The following is a 17,431-nucleotide window of genomic DNA, read 5'->3' as shown; positions in this document are numbered from 1 at the left end:
TTTGTTAAGTGCTCATTCTCAAGACCAGCGGCTGTGGGAGCGGGCTTGCTCGCCCCACATTTTGACCGCGTTCAGGCCACAGGCTGCTCCTGCAACCACCCACCCTCAATCCGCACATGCCGCCCATGGAAGCGCTTGAGGCTGCTGCGGTGGCCGACGCTGACGATACTCAGGCCCGGCAGTTCATCGATAAGCGCCTGATAAAGCGTTGCTTCATCCTCTTCATCCATGGCGGAAGTAGCCTCGTCCATGTACAGCCACTGCGGTGCGAACAACAGGGCGCGGGCGAAGGCCAGGCGTTGCTGCTCCCCCGGTGAAAGCATGCGTTGCCAGTGGTTGGCCTCATCAAGACAGCCAACCAGATGCGGCAAGCGGCAGGTTTCCAGGACCTGTGCATAACGTTCTGCCGAGTAGACGCTGTCGTCCTGTGGATAACTCAACACGGCCTTGAGTGTGCCAATCGGCAGGTAGGGCTTCTGCGGCAGGAACAGGTAACGTTTGTCCGGCAGGCGAATACTGCCGTGGCCGGCAGGCCAAAGGTGCCCCATCGCACGCAGCAAGGTACTTTTACCGCTGCCGGAGCGGCCGCTGAGCATGACGCGCTGACCCGGCTCCACGATCATGTTGGCATCGGTGAGCAGGTGACGACCATCCGCCAGGTTCATGCCCAAGCCTTGCACCACCAGGCGTTCGCCCTGCGCACTGACGTCGATAGTCGCCGGGCGTTGCTCGTTTTCGCTCATGGCCTGTTGAAAACTCAGTAGACGGTCGCTGGTCGCGCGCCAGCCGGCCAGGTCGGAATAAGCGCTGATGAACCAACTGAAGTTGCCTTGCACGTTGCCGAACGCCGAGTTGATTTGCATCAGCTCACCCAGTTCGATCTTGCCGGAAAAGTAGCGCGGCGCGGCCACAACAAACGCAAAGACGGTGGCAATCTGTTCGTAGCCGGCGGTGAAAAACGTCAGGCGCTTGGACACTTTCATAATGTCCCAGAAGTTATGCCAAACCTTGCCGAACCGTGCGCTCAGGCGTTGATTTTCATTCGGCTCGCCATTGTACAAGGCGATGCTCTCGGCGTTCTCACGCACGCGCACCATGGAGAAACGCAGGTCCGCTTCGAAGCGTTGTTGCTGGTTGCTCAAACCTATCAAGCGGCGGCCGATCAGGTGCGTCAGCCAACTGCCGACGGCGGCGTACAACAGCGCACACCAGAACATGTAGCCGGGAATGGTGACGCCGAATACTTCGATGCTGCCCGATACGCCCCACAGGATGATCGAGAACGACACCAGGCTGACCACGTTGCGCAACAGGCCCAGGCCCAGGCTCAACGTGCTGGAGGTGAAGGTGTTGAGGTCTTCGGAAATCCGCTGGTCGGGGTTATCGGTGTAGCCGCCCTGCTCCAGCTGGTAGTAGTTTTTGTCGGCCAGCCAGCGGGCGAAGTGCTTTTCGGTGAGCCAGGCACGCCAGCGAATGGTCAGCATCTGCGTCAGGTACAGGCGGTAGACCGCGCCGAGAATAGCCACCGCCGCGATCCCGCAGAAGTAGCCGATCTGTCGCCAGAAGGCAGCCGTGTCCTTGTTCTCCAGAGCGTTGTAGAAATCCTTGTACCAGTGGTTGAGCCACACGGAAATTGCCACGCTGAACAGCGACAAGCCAATCACGACAGCGAGCAACAACCAGGCCTTGCCTTTCTCTTCACTGCGCCAATAGGGCGTGATCATCGCCCAGGTTCGGCGAAAGAATTGCCCACGCACGGCGTCATTGACCGCAGAATACTCAGCGTTTTGATTCATCGTTCAGGCTCGGTAGGAAAAGATGGCAGGCGTTTGAACCGATCATAGAGGATCGGTTCGCAGCTCCGTACAGCCTGAAACAGATTGTTCAGCCGGCGTTCAGCGCCGTACCGGACGCTTCTGCAGCTTGCGCTGCAAGGTGCGGCGGTGCATCCCCAGAGCGCGGGCGGTGGCCGAGATATTGCCTTCGTGCTCGGTCAGCACGCGCTGGATGTGCTCCCACTGCAGACGGTCCACCGACATCGGGTTTTCCGGCACCAGGGTATCGAGGTCGGCGTGCTCGGAGAGCAAGGCGGCCAGTACGTCGTCGGCGTCCGCCGGTTTGCACAGGTAGTTGCAGGCGCCGCGCTTGATCGCCTCGACGGCGGTGGCGATGCTCGAATAACCGGTGAGGATCACCACGCGCATTTCCGGGTCGAGCTCCAACAACTTGGGCAGCAGCACCAGGCCTGAGTCGCCGTCCATTTTCAGGTCGAGCGCGGCGTAGTCCGGCAGGTCGGCCTGGGCGATAGTCAGGCCCTCTTCGGCGGAACCGGCGGTGCTCACGCGAAAACCGCGACGGCTCATGGCCCGCGCCATGACGCGGGTAAAGGTAGCGTCGTCATCTACCAGCAACAGGTGCGGCAGTTCTTCGCCTTCGACTTGGATCTCGTCACTCATCGATATCTCCTCGTGCGACACGGGGCAGGCGCAGCTCGGTAAGCGTGCCACCTTCCTCATGACTATAGAGCTTCACTGAGCCGCCCGCGCGGGTCACGCTGGCCTTGCTCAAAAACAGGCCCAGGCCGAAGCCTTTGCCCTTGGTGGTAAAGAAGGGTTTGCCGATCTGCTCGGCAATGGCCAGCGGCACGCCCGCACCGTGGTCACGAATGCTGATGGTCACGTTTTCCGCGTCCCAGTCCAACTGCACGCCCAAGCCCTCGGGGCAGGCGTCGGCCGCATTGTTCAACAGGTTCAGCAGCGCCTGGGTCAGGTCCGGCGGCGGCGCCATGCGCGGCACACTGCCCTGCCCCAATAGATGAAAGCGGTAACTGGCCTCGGGGCGCATCAGATGCCAGCGGTTCAGCGCTTCGTCGATCCACTGGGTCACATCCTGCATTTCAACCGCCAGGCGGCGATTGGCTTCGGCAGCACGCACCAGTTGCTGCAAGGTCAGCTTGCACTGTTTGACCTGCTCCTGCAGCACACTGAGGTCATCCTGCAGGGCCGGGTCATGATGATCCTGAGTCATTTCCTTGAGCAGCACGCTCATGGTTGCCAGCGGCGTGCCCAGTTCATGGGCGGCGCCGGCGGCCTGGGTCGCGACGGCCAGCAATTGCTGGTCGCGCAGGCCCTCTTCGCGGCGAATGGCGCGCAGTTCCTCCTGGCGGCGCAACTCTTCAGCCATTCGCGCCGCAAAAAAGGTGATGACGGCAGCGGACAGCGCAAAGCTCAGCCACATCCCGTAGATCTGCAGGTTTTCCCGGGCGATGGGGAAGGTTTGCAACGGATAGAACTGCGCCAGCAGCAAGGTGTAGAGCGTCAACGCAATGCCCGACAGTACCACCGAATAGCGCCACGGCAGCGTCACGGCAGCGATCGTCAGCGGCACCAGGTAATAAGAAACAAAGGGGTTGGTGGACCCCCCCGAGAAATACAGCAAGACACTGTGGATAAACAGGTCGCACGCCAATTGAAGGGCATATTCCAGCTCGGTCACTGGCCACGTGGTACGCAGGCGAATAGCAGTGAACGCGCATAGCACCGTGGAAAATGCCAGGGTCACGCCCAGTTGCAGCCATGGCAGCGGCAACAGGTCAAACCAATACGCAAGCCCGACGGAGCCGGCCTGGGCGGCCAGTACCAAGGTGCGAATGAACGTCAGACGCCAGAGGTTCTGGCGGGTGGCGGAAGTCAGTTTTACGGCGGCGAGCATGAGCTCTCCCGGTGAGCGCAGCAGGCGGATCGGCAGGAGTATAAACGAAGCAGACCGCACGGCACGGCGTGTGTGGCTCTTTGACGCAGGCCGGGCAGATGACCGCTCGTCGGCCCCTCGTAACTTGTAGCGAATGTGTAAACCCGAAGAACCCACCGCTCCCGTCTACAGTCATACCGGACACGACTGTCCCAACACGACTTTCACAAGGAACTTCCATGTCTCGTTTCATTCGCAGTGCAGCTGTTATCACCCTCGGCGTTGCCACCCTGGCCAGCCTGCCGGCCATGGCGGCAGAAGGGCTGAACTACAACCAGATTTCCCTGCGTGCCGAGGCCAGCCAGGAGGTTGCCCGCGACAAGATGATCGTCACCCTCTACACCGAATCCCAAAACAGCGACCCTGCCAAACTCGCTGCCGAAATCACCACCACCCTGAACAAGGCCCTGGACCAGGCCCGTGAAGTCAAAGCGGTGACCCTGCGCCAGGGCAGCCGCAACAGCTACCCGATCTACGACAGCAAGAACCAGAAGATCACCGGCTGGCGTGAGCGCGCCGAACTGCGCCTGGAAAGCGCAGACTTCCCGGCGCTGTCCAAGCTCACCGGTGAAATGCTCAACACCCTGAAAATGGAAAACATGGACTTCGCCATCGCCGATGCCACGCGCAAGGCCAGTGAAGATGCCCTGCTCAAAGAGGCCGTTGCCGCCTTCAAGGCCCGCGCGCAACTGGCCACTGATGCTCTGGGCGGCAAGGGCTACAAGATCGTCAACCTGAACTTCAACACCAACGGTTACCCACAACCGTACGCCCGCAATGGCGGGATGATGATGAAGGCGGCCATGATGGATTCGGCGCCGACCCCGCAAGTCGAAGCCGGCACCAGCCAGGTCAACATGAGCGCTGATGGCGTGATCGAAGTGCAGATGCAATGACCCCTATCTGACAAACGTTAACGGCGGTAACCTCGGTTCCGCCGTTTTCGTTTGGGCAGCTTATATATGCCTGCCATTTCAGGGGTCTCCATGGAAAGAATCGCCGTAAAACCGCTCATCCTCGCCGCTGGACTCCTGGCCTTCATGCCGATGGCCCAGGCGGCGAGCACCCTGGTCTACTGCTCCGAAGCCAGCCCCGCCGGCTTCGACCCCAGCCAGTACACCAGCGGTACCGACTTTGATGCCTCCGCCGAAACGGTCTTCAACCGCCTGACTCAGTTCAAGCGCGGCGGCACCGAAGTCGAGCCCGGGCTGGCGACCCGCTGGGACGTATCCAACGACGGCCTGACCTATACCTTCCATCTGCGCGACGGGGTGAAATTCCACACCACCGATTACTTCACGCCCACCCGCGACTTCAATGCGGACGATGTGCTGTTTACCTTCAATCGCCTGCTGGACGCTGAAAGCCCATTTCGCAAGGCGTATCCATCCGAATCGCCCTACTTCACCGACATGGGCTTGAACACCACGATCAAGAGCGTCGACAAACTCGACGAGCACACCGTGCGTTTCAGCCTGAACAACGTCGACGCATCGTTCGTGCAGAACCTGGCCATGAGTTTCGCCTCCGTGCAATCGGCCGAGTACGCCGCCCAGTTATTAAAGGAAGGCAAGGCCGAAGACATCAACCAGAAGCCGGTGGGTACAGGGCCGTTCGTGTTCAAGCGCTATCAGAAAGACTCGCAGATTCGCTACGCGGCCAATAAGCAGTATTGGAAGCCCGAGGACGTGAAGCTCGACAACCTGATATTCGCCATCACCCCGGACGCCGCCGCACGCTTGCAGAAACTCAAGGCCGGCGAATGCCAGGTCAGCGGTTACCCGCGCCCGTCCGATATCGAAGTCATGAAGCAGGACCCTAACCTGCGGGTGCTGCAACAAGCCGGTTTCAACCTGGGGTTTCTGGCCTACAACGTGACCCACCCGCCACTGGATCAGCTGAAAGTACGCCAGGCCCTGGATATGGCCATCGACAAGCCGGCCATCATCAAGGCGGTATACCAGAGCGCCGGACAATTGGCGCAAAACGCCTTGCCTCCAGCGCAGTGGTCTTATGACCCGGCAATCAAGGATGCCCCGTATGATCCGACCAAGGCCCGGGCGCTACTAAAAGAAGCAGGAGTTGCACCCGGTACTACCATCAACCTGTGGGCAATGACTGTCCAGCGCGCCTCCAACCCGAATGCGCGGATGTCCGCCCAAATGATCCAGCAGGACTGGGGAAAAGTCGGCATCAAAGCCAACATCGTCAGCTATGAGTGGGGCGAATACATCAAGCGCGCCAAAAACGGCGAACACGATGCGATGATTTATGGCTGGACCGGCGACAATGGCGACCCGGATAACTGGCTCGGCGTGCTCTACAGTTGTGCCGCGGTCAAGGGCAGCAACTACGCCAAATGGTGTAACCCGGCCTACGACAAACTGGTGCAGCAGGCCAAGGTCAGCAACGACCGTGAGCAACGCATCAAGTGGTATCAACAGGCACAAAAAATCCTCAAGGAACAAGTACCTATAACGCCTATTGCGAACTCGACGGTTTTCCAGCCCCTGCGCAAGGAAGTCCGTGATTTCAAAATCAGCCCTTTTGGGCTCACACCGTTCTATGGTGTCAGTCTAGATAAGTAACAGCGCCGCCCCAACCGAGTGCGCCAGACGCCTCGGTTGGGCTTTTTTGGTGCGCGCACTGCACCGAAAAAAACCTCAATACGTACGTAATTATGTACAAACTTTCATAATTGCGACATTCCTGTACGTTCGTACCACACTTTAAGTCTCGCAACGGTTCTGCATCTTGCAATGGGTATGGCCCCTGCATAAGTATCCGCAGGCCGACTCACGAGGTCGCCCTCACCACCAAAAATGACAACAAATCATGAGGCCAACATGCTTAAACACGCAGTCATTCCGCTAATAGTCAGCGCTGGCCTTATGGCAGCAGCCCCTTTCGCCCAAGCGGCGACTAACCTGGTGTTCTGCTCCGAAGGCAGCCCCGCAGGTTTTGACCCGGGCCAGTACACCACCGGAACAGACTTCGATGCCTCGGCCGAAACCATGTTCAACCGCCTGACCCAGTTCGAGCGCGGCGGCACCGCTGTAACTCCTGGGCTGGCTACCAGCTGGGAGGTGTCCCCAGATGGCCTGACGTACACCTTCCACCTGCGCGACGGCGTGAAGTTCCATACCACCCCGTACTTCAAACCCACGCGTACCTTCAATGCCGATGACGTGCTCTTCACGTTCAACCGCATGATCAACAAGGACGATCCGTTCCGCAAAGCCTACCCCACCGAGTTCCCGTACTTCACGGACATGGGGATGGACACAAACATCAAGAACATCGAAAAAGTCGATGACCACACCGTCAAGTTCGTCCTTGGCACTGTGGACGCCGCCTTTATCCAGAACCTGGCAATGAGTTTCGCGTCGATCCAGTCGGCCGAATACGCCGCGCAACTGTTGAAAGAAGGCAAAGCTGCCGACATCAACCAAAAGCCTGTCGGTACTGGCCCGTTCGTGTTCAAGAGCTATCAGAAAGACTCCAACATTCGTTACACCGGCAACAAAGACTACTGGAAGCCGGAGGACGTCAAGATCGATAACCTGATCTTCGCCATCACCACCGACCCATCGGTACGCATCCAGAAGCTCAAGAAAAACGAATGCCAGGTCACCCTGTTCCCACGTCCGGCCGACCTCAAGGCGCTGGGTGAAGACAAGGACCTGAAACTGCCGCACCAGGCCGGTTTCAACCTGGGCTACATCGCTTACAACGTCATGGACAAGGTCAAGGGCAGTGACCAGCCAAACCCGCTGGCAGACCTGCGCGTGCGCCAGGCGCTGGACATGGCGGTGAACAAACAGCAGATCATCGACTCCGTCTACCAGGGTGCTGGTCAGTTGGCCGTCAACGCCATGCCGCCGACCCAATGGTCGTACGACACCACCATCAAGGACGCCAAGTACGATCCTGAGAAAGCCAAGTCGCTGCTCAAGGAAGCCGGCATCAAGGAAGGTACCGAGATCGTCCTGTGGGCCATGCCGGTTCAGCGTCCGTACAACCCGAACGCCAAGCTGATGGCTGAAATGCTGCAGAACGACTGGAAGAAGATCGGTCTCAACGTGAAAATCACCAGCTACGAGTGGGGCGAGTACATCAAGCGCTCCAAAGGCGGCGAGAACCAGGCCATGATCATTGGCTGGAGCGGTGACAATGGTGACCCGGACAACTGGCTGAACGTGCTGTTCGGCTGCGACTCGCTGAGCGGTAACAACTTCTCCAAATGGTGCGACAAAAAATTCGACGGCATCGTAAAAGAAGCCAAGGCCACATCGGATGTCGCCAAACGCACCGAGCTGTACAAGCAGGCGCAACATATCCTCAAAGATGCAGTCCCGATGACACCTATCGCGCACTCGACGGTGTATCAACCCATGCGCAACACCGTGCAGGACTTCAAGATCAGCCCGTTTGGCTTGAACTCCTTCTACGGCGTCAGCGTAAGCGGCAAGTAAGGATCTATAACGGCGACGCTTCCCAGCGTCGCCGTTATTACATCCGCCGAGACTGTAGGAAACAGACCACAGCGAACTCATTGCCGTCCTACAGCAATGAACTGCGATCCGCGGCTCCGTTACCTACAAGGTCAGTCAGATTTGACGCATTTACTGCAGGATCCACGACCCATAACGTCGTAGGACAGCAGCAGCTTCATTCTGAGAAAGGCACTTGCTGTGTGTGGGATCAGTCAGGTCTCTTCGGCCCCAGGCCTGGGAGATTGCTGACTGGTTGATAACTACAAACAAGGATCGGGATCGTCATGCGCCATACCACCGTTCTATCCGCAATTTTTGGCACCAGCCTGCTGGCTGTGGCCACGATGGGCCAAGCCGCCGACAAGAAGAGCCTGGTGTTCTGCTCCGAAGGCAGCCCCGCCGGGTTCGACACTGCGCAATACACCACCGCCACCGACAACGATGCGGCAGAGCCTCTGTACAACCGCCTCGTCGAGTTTGAAAAAGGCGCGACCAACGTGGTGCCTGGGCTGGCAACCAAGTGGGATATCTCCGAAGACGGCCTGACCTACACCTTCCACCTGCGCGAAGGGGTGAAGTTCCACAGCAACAAGGAGTTCAAGCCGACGCGCGACTTCAACGCCGACGACGTGCTGTTCACCTTCAACCGCATGCTTGACCCCGACCATCCGTTTCGCAAGGCCTACCCCACCGAGTTTCCGTACTTCAACGGGATGAGCCTGAACAAGAACATTGCCAAGGTCGAGAAAACCGACCCGCACACCGTGGTGATGACCCTGAACACGGTCGACGCTGCATTCGTGCAGAACATCGCCATGAGCTTCGCCGCGATCCTCTCGGCTGAATACGCCGAGCAGTTGCTCAAGGAAGGCAAGCCCAGCGACATCAACCAGAAGCCGATCGGCACCGGCCCATTTGTGTTCCAGCGCTACCAGAAGGATTCACAGATCCGCTATGTGGCGAACAAACAGTACTGGGACCCGAGCCGGGTCAAGCTCGATCAATTGATCTTCGCCATCAACACCGACGCGTCGGTACGGGTGCAGAAACTCAAGGCCGGCGAATGCCAGGTGACCCTGCACCCGCGCCCGGCCGATGTCGACGCGCTCAAGGCCGACCCGAACCTGCAACTGTTGACCAAGCCCGGTTTCAACCTCGGCTACATCGCCTACAACGTGCGCCACAAACCTTTCGACCAGCTCGAAGTGCGCCAGGCGCTGGACATGGCAGTCAACAAGCAAAGCATCCTGAACGCCGTGTACCAGGGCGCCGGGCAACTGGCGGTCAACGCGATGCCCCCTACCCAGTGGTCCTACGACGACACCATCAAGGATGCCGCCTACAACCCGGAAAAAGCCAAGGAACTGCTCAAGGCTGCCGGCGTGAAGGAAGGCACCGAGATCACCTTGTGGGCCATGCCCGTGCAGCGGCCATACAACCCCAATGCCAAGCTGATGGCCGAGATGCTGCAGAACGACTGGGCCAAGATCGGCCTCAAGGTCAAGATCGTCAGCTACGAGTGGGGCGAATACATCAAGCGCACCAAGAACGGTGAGCACGATATCAGCCTCATCGGCTGGACCGGCGACAACGGTGATCCGGACAACTGGCTGGGCACCCTTTACAGCTGCGACGCCATCGGCGGGAACAACTACTCCATGTGGTGCGACCCGGCGTACGACAAGCTGATCAAGCAAGCCAAGGTCGTTACCGACCGCGAACAAAGGACTGTTCTGTACAAACAGGCGCAGCAACTGCTTAAAGCCCAGGTGCCGATCACGCCAGTCGCCCACTCGACGGTCAATCAGCCGTTAAGCGCCAAAGTCGAAGGCTTCAAGGTAAGCCCCTTCGGCCGCAACGTGTTCTCGGGCGTCAGTATCAACCCATAAAAATAAATAACCGGATTGCGCAGGGCGGGAACGGCTCTGCTGCAAACGCGCAGCCTTTTGTTAGGATTTTTCCTACGCCAAACGTTTGCAATAGCTTGAACGAGTTACACACCAATAGCCGGTTCACCTAAAAAGACCGGCATAAAAAGAGAACCAAAGGAGCTCCACCCATGAAATTGAGCAGCAAAGCGCTTCTGGCCCTGGCCATCAGCAGCATCACGGCAACCGCCTTCGCTGAAACCCAAAGCCAGGACTTCGTTCCAACCACATTGGCCGGCACCAGCGCCCAAAGCGAGGCCAAGGGCTTTATCGACGGAGCGAGCCTGGGCGGTACCACCCGGAACTGGTTTTCCAATGAAAACAAATTCCGTGGCGGTAAATTCTCCTATGAAAAACATGGTGAGACCCGTACCGACGCCTACCGCACCAACTGGGTACAAGGCACCATCCTCAACGGCACCTCTGGCTTCACCCAGGGCACCATTGGCGTGAGCACCGAAGTAGCCGTCTATAACGCCCTGGTTCTGGATCGCAGCAAGCGCGACATCAAGGGTGGTTCCAACCGTACGCTGGCCGACTCCAACGGCGACGCCGTTGACCAGTGGAGCAAACTGGGCCTGGCCAACGTCAAGTTCCGCGCTTCGAACACCACACTGACCGCCGGTCGTCAGAACTTCAGCAGCGGAATCGTCGACACCATCGGCAACCGTGCGCTGCCTTCGAGCTTTGAAGGTATTTCGATCGACAGCCAGGAATTCAGCAACCTGTCGTTCCAGGGCGGCGTCTTCGATCGCGTTTCGCCGCGTACCGAACAAAGCCTGTCGAAGTTCCGTTCCGAATACGGCAACGGCCAGACCACCGACAAGGTGAAAACCCTGGGCTTCAACTACCAGCCGTTCAAGAGCCTGAAAACCAGCGTGTTCGCGGCTAACGTCGAGGACTTCTGGAACCAGTACTACGTCGGCGCCACTCACGAACTGGGCGACAGCAGCGTCCTGGGTCTGACCACCGGCCTGAACTACTATAAAACCACCGACACCGGCAGCAAGAAGATGGGCAAGATCGACAACGACACTTACTCGTTGTCTCTGGGCCTGACTCACCAGGCCCACAGCCTGACCTTCGCCTACCAGGCCATCAACGGTGACGAATACTTCGACTACCTGCACGAAACCAACGGCATCTACCTGGCCAACTCCCTGACGTCCGACTTCAACGGACCGAACGAGAAGTCCTTCCAGATCGCCTACGGCCTCAACATGGCTGAATACGGCGTGCCAGGCCTGAAATTCAATGCCTACTCGGCGCGCGGCTGGGGTATCGACGGTACTCACTACACCGGCACCGCCTACGGTGAATCGGGCGTGCGCCGCAGCGACCTGCGCCTGATGGACGGCGAAACCCACCAGGAATATGGCGTGGGCGCGTCCTACGCGATCCAGAGCGGCTCACTCAAGGCAACCACCATTCGTGGCACCTACGTGACCCACCGCGCCAGTGAAAACCAGGCTGACGGCAACATCCGTGAATTCCGCCTGGTCACCACCATCCCGTTCAATATTCTTTAATTAGCGCCAGGTACACGGCGGGCTCAGGACGAGCCTGCCGTCTACGCTTGTCTGGCTCCATCGATTGCAGAGGGTTCTGAATGAAAATGCTCCCGTTACAAGCCGCCATGGCCGCTGCGCTGCTGAGCGTGGCGATCGGCGTTTCGGCCAAACCGCTGGTGGTCTGCACCGAAGCCAGCCCGGAAGGTTTTGACCCGGTTCTGTACACCACGGCCGTCACCGCCGACGCCGCCGCTGAAACCATGTTCAACCGCCTGGTGGATTTCAAGCCCGGCACCACTGAAGTGATTCCAGCACTGGCCAAGGCCCTGCCGGATATCAGTGCCGATGGCCTGACCTACACCTTTCACCTGCGTGACGACGTCAAGTTCCACACCACCGACTATTTCAAACCCACGCGCAATATGAACGCCGACGACGTGCTTTGGAGTTTCCAGCGCCAACTGGACCCGAACCACCCTTGGCACAAAAAGTCCGCTGTGGGCTACCCCTACTTCGAAAGCATGGGCTTCAAGGAACTGCTCAAGAGCGTAGAGAAGACCGATGACTACACCGTCGTCTTTACCCTGACACGTCCTGAGGCACCCTTCCTGGCCGACCTGGCCATGGCATTCTCCTCGATCCACTCCGCCGAATATGCCGACCAGTTGCTCAAGTCCGGCAACACCGATGACCTGAACGCCAAGCCGATCGGCACAGGGCCGTTCATCTTCACGCGCTATGCCAAGGACGCCCAGGTACGCTTCAAGGCCAACCCGGAGTACTTCCGTGGCAAGCCGCCGGCTGATCCGCTGATTTTGGCAATCACCACCGACAACAACGTGCGCCTGCAGAAACTCAAGGCCAACGAATGCCAGGTCGCGCTGTATCCCAAGCCCGATGATATTCCGAGCATCAAGAAAGACCCGAACCTGAAAGTCGATGAACTGGCGGCGATGACCACCGCGTACACCGCCCTGAACACCACGCACAAGTACATGAGCGACGCGCGGGTGCGCCACGCGATCAACATCGCGTTCGACAAAAAAGGCTACAACGAATCGCTCTACGGCAAAGGCAACGCCGTCGACGCCACCGGCCCGTATCCGCCGACCTTGCTAGGTTTCAACGACAAGTTGAAGAACCCGCCACGTGACCTGGACAAGGCCCGCGCCCTGCTCAAGGAAGCCGGCGTGCCGGAAGGTACCGAGTTCACCCTGTTCACCCGTAACGGCGGCGGCCCGACCAACCCTAACCCGCTGCTCGGCGCCCAGCGCATGCAAGCGGATCTGGCCCAGATCGGCCTGAAGGTCAATATCAAGGTCATGGAATGGGGCGAAATGCTCAAGCGCGCCAAAGCCGGCGAGCACGACATGGTATCCGCCGGCTGGGCGGGGGATAACGGGGACCCGGATAACTTCCTCACCCCGAACCTGAGTTGCGACGCCGCAAAAAACGGCGAAAACTACGCACGTTGGTGTAACAAAGAGTTCCAGGACTTGATCGACAAAGCCCGTGGCAACGCTGAACCGACCCAGCGCGCGGCACTCTATGAACAAGCTCTGGACGTTTTCGACAAGGACCAACCCTGGATCCCCATGGCCTATCCGAAAATGTTCACCGCCATGCGCAAGAACGTCGAGGGTTATATCCAAAGCCCTCTGACGACCAATAACTTCGCCACCACCCAGGTGAAGTAATAAGAAAAACGCTCGGCGCCGTCGACATTGACGGCGCCGGACCTGCCTAACCGGCTGATTGAGGTACACAACCCGATGTTTAGTTTTATTGCCCGCCGACTGGGGTTATTGATCCCCACGTTTTTCGGCATCACGTTGCTCACATTTGCGTTGATTCGCATGATCCCTGGCGACCCTGTCGAAGTCATGATGGGCGAGCGGCGCGTCGACCCAGAGATGCACGCACAGGCAATGGAACGCCTTGGTCTTAACAAACCGTTGTATGCGCAATACCTGGATTACGTCGGCAAACTCGCCCACGGCGACCTTGGCGAATCGCTGCGTACCCGCACCAGCGTGTGGACTGAGTTCACCGCGCTCTTCCCGGCGACCCTGGAACTGTCCATGGCCGCCCTGTTGTTCGCCGGTATCCTGGGCCTGCTGGCCGGGGTGATCGCGGCCTTGAAGCGAGGATCCCTGTTCGACCATGGGGTGATGGGCATCTCCCTGGCGGGATATTCGATGCCGATCTTCTGGTGGGGCCTGATCCTGATCATGTTCTTCTCGGTCAGCCTGGGCTGGACCCCGGTTTCCGGGCGTATCGACCTGCTCTACGACATCGAGCCGCGCACCGGCTTCATGCTGATCGACACCCTGCTGGCTGACGAGCCGGACGCGTTCTTCGATGCGCTGCACCACCTGATCCTGCCGGCCATCGTGCTCGGCACCATCCCGCTGGCGGTGATTGCGCGGATGACCCGTTCCTCCATGCTCGAAGTATTGCGTGAGGACTACATCCGCACCGCCAAGGCCAAGGGCCTGTCGCCAACGCGTGTAGTTTTCGTGCATGGCCTGCGTAACGCGCTGATCCCGGTATTGACCGTAGTCGGCCTGCAAGTGGGCACGCTGCTGGCCGGTGCGGTATTGACCGAAACCATCTTCTCGTGGCCCGGCATCGGCAAATGGCTGATCGAAGCCATTGGTGCACGGGATTATCCGGTGGTGCAAAACGGCATCCTGTTGATCGCCTGTCTGGTGATCCTGGTGAACTTCGTGGTGGATATCCTCTACGGCTTCGCCAACCCACGCATCCGTCACCAGCGCTGAGATCATGACCATGACCACACCTACTCAAGTGTCAGCAGTCGATCAAAGCCTGCTGTACCCGTCCCCGTACAAAGAATTCTGGCAAGCGTTCTCCAAGAACAAAGGCGCGGTTGCCGGCTTGCTGTTCATGTTGCTGATCGTGTTCTGCGCGATCTTCGCGCCCTGGGTCGCACCGCATAACCCGAGCGAGCAATACCGTGACTTCCTGCTGACCCCTCCGGCGTGGCTGGAAGGCGGGCAGATGCAGTTCCTGCTCGGCACCGACGAACTGGGCCGTGACTTGCTCTCACGCCTGATCCAGGGCTCGCGCCTGTCGCTGCTGATCGGCTTGTCGTCGGTGGTGATGTCGCTGATCCCGGGGATCCTGCTGGGCCTGTTCGCCGGCTTCTTCCCGCGCATGCTCGGCCCGACCATCATGCGTCTGATGGACATCATGCTGGCCCTGCCATCGCTGCTGCTGGCCGTTGCCATTGTCGCGATCCTCGGCCCTGGCCTGATCAACACCGTAATCGCCATCGCCATCGTGTCGCTGCCGTCCTATGTACGTCTGACCCGCGCGGCCGTGATGGGCGAACTGAACCGCGACTACGTGACGGCCGCCCGTCTCGCCGGAGCCGGCCTGCCACGCCTGATGTTCATTACTGTGCTGCCCAACTGCATGGCGCCGCTGATCGTTCAGGCCACCTTGAGCTTCTCGTCGGCGATCCTCGATGCCGCGGCACTGGGCTTCCTCGGCCTTGGCGTGCAACCGCCAACCCCGGAGTGGGGCACCATGCTGGCCTCGGCCCGCGACTACATCGAACGCGCCTGGTGGGTCGTGAGCCTGCCTGGTTTGACCATTTTGCTCAGCGTGCTGGCAATCAACTTGATGGGCGACGGCCTGCGCGATGCGCTGGACCCGAAACTCAAGAACGCCGCCTGAGGAGATTCCCATGTCACTGTTAGAAATCAAGAATCTCAACGTCCGCTTCGGCGACAAGACCGCCGTACCGGTGGTCGATGGCCTCGACCTGTCGGTCGACAAAGGCGAAGTACTAGCGATCGTTGGCGAGTCGGGCTCGGGTAAATCCGTGACCATGATGGCGCTGATGGGCCTGATCGAGCACCCGGGCATTGTCACCGCCGACGCGCTGACCTTCGACGGCAAGGACATGCTCAAGCTGAGCAACCGTCAGCGTCGCCAGATCGTCGGCAAGGACCTGGCGATGGTCTTCCAGGACCCGATGACCGCACTGAACCCCAGCTACACCGTGGGTTTCCAGATTGAAGAAGTGCTGCGTCTGCACCTGAAGATGTCCGGCAAGCAAGCACGCAAACGCGCTATCGAGTTGCTGCAAAAAGTGGAAATCCCAGGCGCCGCCAGCCGTATGGATGCCTACCCGCACCAATTGTCCGGCGGTATGAGCCAGCGTGTGGCCATCGCCATGGCAATTGCCGGCGAACCCAAGCTGCTGATCGCCGACGAACCGACCACTGCACTGGACGTGACCATCCAGGCCCAGATCATGGACCTGCTGTTGGCCCTGCAAAAAGAGCAGAACATGGGCCTGGTGCTGATCACCCACGACTTGGCGGTGGTGGCTGAAACCGCCCAGCGCGTGTGCGTGATGTACGCAGGCCAGGCGGTCGAAGTCGGCCAGGTGCCACAACTGTTCGATATTCCGGCACACCCCTACAGCGAAGCGCTGCTCAAGGCGATTCCCGAGCACAGCCTTGGCGCCACGCGCCTGGCCACGCTGCCGGGTATCGTGCCCGGCCGCTATGACCGCCCGCAGGGTTGCCTGCTATCGCCGCGCTGCCCGTACGTGCAGGACTCCTGCCGTGCCCAGCGTCCAGGCCTTGACCCGAAAAGCAACAGCCTCGCCCGCTGCTTCTACCCGCTGAACCAGGAGGTGGCGTAATGGCCGTCGTTCTTACCGCCCGCGACCTTACCCGTCATTACGAAGTGTCCCGTGGCCTGTTCAAGGGCCACGCCACGGTGCGTGCCCTCAATGGCGTGTCCTTCGAGCTGGAAGCCGGCAAGACGCTCGCCGTGGTGGGCGAGTCGGGTTGCGGCAAATCCACCCTGGCCCGTGCACTGACGCTGATTGAAGAGCCATCGTCAGGGTCGCTGAAAATCGCCGGCCAGGAAGTGGCGGGCGCCGACAGGGCCCAGCGCAAGCAACTGCGCAAAGACGTGCAGATGGTATTCCAGAGCCCGTACGCCTCATTGAACCCACGCCAGAAAGTCGGTGATCAACTGGCCGAGCCCTTGCTGATCAACACCAACCTGTCCGCCAGCGAGCGCCGCGAGAAAGTGCAGGCGATGATGAAGCAAGTGGGCCTGCGCCCTGAGCATTATCAGCGCTATCCGCACATGTTCTCCGGTGGCCAGCGCCAGCGTATCGCCCTGGCCCGGGCGATGATGCTGCAACCCAAAGTGCTGGTGGCGGATGAGCCGACTTCCGCGCTGGACGTGTCGATCCAGGCCCAGGTGCTCAACCTGTTCATGGACCTGCAGCAGGAGTTCAACACCGCGTACGTGTTCATCTCCCACAACCTGGCGGTGGTGCAGCACGTCGCCGACGACGTGATGGTGATGTACCTCGGCCGCCCGGTGGAAGTGGGCCCCAAGGAAGACATCTATGCACGCCCGCTGCACCCGTACACCCAGGCGCTGCTGTCGGCCACCCCGACCATCCACCCGGACCCGAACAAGCCGAAGATCAAGATCGTCGGCGAGCTGCCCAACCCGCTGAACCCGCCACCTGGCTGCGCCTTCCACAAGCGCTGCCCGTACGCGACGGCTCGCTGCAGCAGCGAGGAGCCGCAGTTGCGCGCCTTGGATAACCGCCAAGTGGCGTGTCACTACGCGGAACAGTTCGTCGCCTGACCCCGCAATAAAAATGCTCCGGGTGTTGAGACCGGAGCATTGGATGAGTTCCACCGCCCCACCCGTCGGATTGCGCATCAGTCCGGCAGGC

At 59.7% G+C, this 17,431-nt stretch carries 13 protein-coding genes; 10 read left to right on the top strand and 3 right to left on the bottom strand.

What is annotated here, in order from left to right:
- Window positions 1–71: 71 nt before the first annotated feature.
- The 3 genes from M5B97_RS16005 to M5B97_RS15995 form a co-directional block, all read right to left on the bottom strand.
- Complete coding sequence (locus tag M5B97_RS16005; RefSeq protein WP_248731996.1) at window positions 72–1,796, bottom strand: ABC transporter ATP-binding protein/permease; 1,725 nt, start codon at window positions 1,794–1,796, stop codon at window positions 72–74.
- Between the two features lie 99 nt (window positions 1,797–1,895).
- A complete protein-coding gene (locus M5B97_RS16000; RefSeq protein ID WP_003171731.1) occupies window positions 1,896–2,456 on the bottom strand; it encodes a response regulator transcription factor in 561 nt (186 codons plus the stop codon).
- Window positions 2,449–3,711: an ATP-binding protein gene (locus M5B97_RS15995; RefSeq protein ID WP_248731995.1), complete on the bottom strand. Its 1,263-nt coding sequence runs from the start codon at window positions 3,709–3,711 to the stop codon at window positions 2,449–2,451. The genes M5B97_RS16000 and M5B97_RS15995 overlap by 8 nt, the downstream gene beginning before the upstream one ends.
- Before the next feature lie 218 nt (window positions 3,712–3,929).
- Between M5B97_RS15995 and M5B97_RS15990 the strand changes: the two genes are divergently transcribed.
- The 10 genes from M5B97_RS15990 (at window position 3,930) to M5B97_RS15945 (ending at window position 17,340) form a co-directional block, all read left to right on the top strand.
- The gene (locus tag M5B97_RS15990) at window positions 3,930–4,646 is read left to right on the top strand and encodes an SIMPL domain-containing protein (RefSeq protein ID WP_123714554.1); all 717 of its coding nucleotides are present in this window, start codon (window positions 3,930–3,932) and stop codon (window positions 4,644–4,646) included.
- 90 nt (window positions 4,647–4,736) lie between these two features.
- Entirely contained in the window at window positions 4,737–6,338 is a 1,602-nt protein-coding gene (locus M5B97_RS15985; protein ID WP_248731994.1) for an ABC transporter substrate-binding protein, read from the top strand.
- A gap of 258 nt (window positions 6,339–6,596) precedes the next feature.
- Window positions 6,597–8,225, top strand: a complete 1,629-nt coding sequence (locus M5B97_RS15980; protein ID WP_134658708.1) for an ABC transporter substrate-binding protein — start codon at window positions 6,597–6,599, stop codon at window positions 8,223–8,225.
- Between the two features lie 305 nt (window positions 8,226–8,530).
- Window positions 8,531–10,135 (top strand): ABC transporter substrate-binding protein, encoded by a 1,605-nt coding sequence (locus M5B97_RS15975; RefSeq protein ID WP_248731993.1) that lies wholly within the window; start codon window positions 8,531–8,533, stop codon window positions 10,133–10,135.
- Between the two features lie 170 nt (window positions 10,136–10,305).
- Window positions 10,306–11,703 (top strand): OprD family outer membrane porin, encoded by a 1,398-nt coding sequence (locus M5B97_RS15970; RefSeq protein ID WP_134658710.1) that lies wholly within the window; start codon window positions 10,306–10,308, stop codon window positions 11,701–11,703.
- Between the two features lie 80 nt (window positions 11,704–11,783).
- On the top strand, window positions 11,784–13,382 hold the full coding sequence (locus M5B97_RS15965) for an ABC transporter substrate-binding protein (protein ID WP_248731992.1): 1,599 nt from the start codon (window positions 11,784–11,786) through the stop codon (window positions 13,380–13,382).
- Window positions 13,383–13,457: 75 nt separating this feature from the next.
- A complete protein-coding gene (locus M5B97_RS15960; protein ID WP_123714548.1) occupies window positions 13,458–14,468 on the top strand; it encodes an ABC transporter permease subunit in 1,011 nt (336 codons plus the stop codon).
- A gap of 10 nt (window positions 14,469–14,478) precedes the next feature.
- Window positions 14,479–15,390: an ABC transporter permease subunit gene (locus M5B97_RS15955; protein ID WP_248731991.1), complete on the top strand. Its 912-nt coding sequence runs from the start codon at window positions 14,479–14,481 to the stop codon at window positions 15,388–15,390.
- A 10-nt stretch (window positions 15,391–15,400) separates the two neighbouring features.
- Window positions 15,401–16,369 carry an ABC transporter ATP-binding protein gene (locus tag M5B97_RS15950; RefSeq protein ID WP_123714547.1) on the top strand — a complete coding sequence of 323 codons (969 nt, stop codon included), beginning with the start codon at window positions 15,401–15,403 and terminating at the stop codon, window positions 16,367–16,369.
- Window positions 16,369–17,340, top strand: coding sequence for a peptide ABC transporter ATP-binding protein (locus tag M5B97_RS15945; RefSeq protein ID WP_123714546.1), 972 nt, complete (start codon window positions 16,369–16,371; stop codon window positions 17,338–17,340). The genes M5B97_RS15950 and M5B97_RS15945 overlap by 1 nt, the downstream gene beginning before the upstream one ends.
- Window positions 17,341–17,431 lie beyond the last annotated feature (91 nt).

Source organism: Pseudomonas sp. MWU13-2517, assembly GCF_023242545.1.
In the GTDB taxonomy this organism is placed as follows: domain Bacteria; phylum Pseudomonadota; class Gammaproteobacteria; order Pseudomonadales; family Pseudomonadaceae; genus Aquipseudomonas.
This window is presented reverse-complemented; position numbering and strand designations above follow the sequence as displayed.

Excerpts from the sequence above, each read along its gene's own strand:
- M5B97_RS16005 (WP_248731996.1), bottom strand. The coding sequence starts at position 1,796 with ATGAATCAAAACGCTGAGTATTCTGCGGTCAATGACGCCGTGCGTGGG.
- M5B97_RS16000 (WP_003171731.1), bottom strand. The coding sequence starts at position 2,456 with ATGAGTGACGAGATCCAAGTCGAAGGCGAAGAACTGCCGCACCTGTTG.
- M5B97_RS15995 (WP_248731995.1), bottom strand. The coding sequence starts at position 3,711 with ATGCTCGCCGCCGTAAAACTGACTTCCGCCACCCGCCAGAACCTCTGG.
- M5B97_RS15990 (WP_123714554.1), top strand. The coding sequence starts at position 3,930 with ATGTCTCGTTTCATTCGCAGTGCAGCTGTTATCACCCTCGGCGTTGCC.
- M5B97_RS15985 (WP_248731994.1), top strand. The coding sequence starts at position 4,737 with ATGGAAAGAATCGCCGTAAAACCGCTCATCCTCGCCGCTGGACTCCTG.
- M5B97_RS15980 (WP_134658708.1), top strand. The coding sequence starts at position 6,597 with ATGCTTAAACACGCAGTCATTCCGCTAATAGTCAGCGCTGGCCTTATG.
- M5B97_RS15975 (WP_248731993.1), top strand. The coding sequence starts at position 8,531 with ATGCGCCATACCACCGTTCTATCCGCAATTTTTGGCACCAGCCTGCTG.
- M5B97_RS15970 (WP_134658710.1), top strand. The coding sequence starts at position 10,306 with ATGAAATTGAGCAGCAAAGCGCTTCTGGCCCTGGCCATCAGCAGCATC.
- M5B97_RS15965 (WP_248731992.1), top strand. The coding sequence starts at position 11,784 with ATGAAAATGCTCCCGTTACAAGCCGCCATGGCCGCTGCGCTGCTGAGC.
- M5B97_RS15960 (WP_123714548.1), top strand. The coding sequence starts at position 13,458 with ATGTTTAGTTTTATTGCCCGCCGACTGGGGTTATTGATCCCCACGTTT.
- M5B97_RS15955 (WP_248731991.1), top strand. The coding sequence starts at position 14,479 with ATGACCACACCTACTCAAGTGTCAGCAGTCGATCAAAGCCTGCTGTAC.
- M5B97_RS15950 (WP_123714547.1), top strand. The coding sequence starts at position 15,401 with ATGTCACTGTTAGAAATCAAGAATCTCAACGTCCGCTTCGGCGACAAG.
- M5B97_RS15945 (WP_123714546.1), top strand. The coding sequence starts at position 16,369 with ATGGCCGTCGTTCTTACCGCCCGCGACCTTACCCGTCATTACGAAGTG.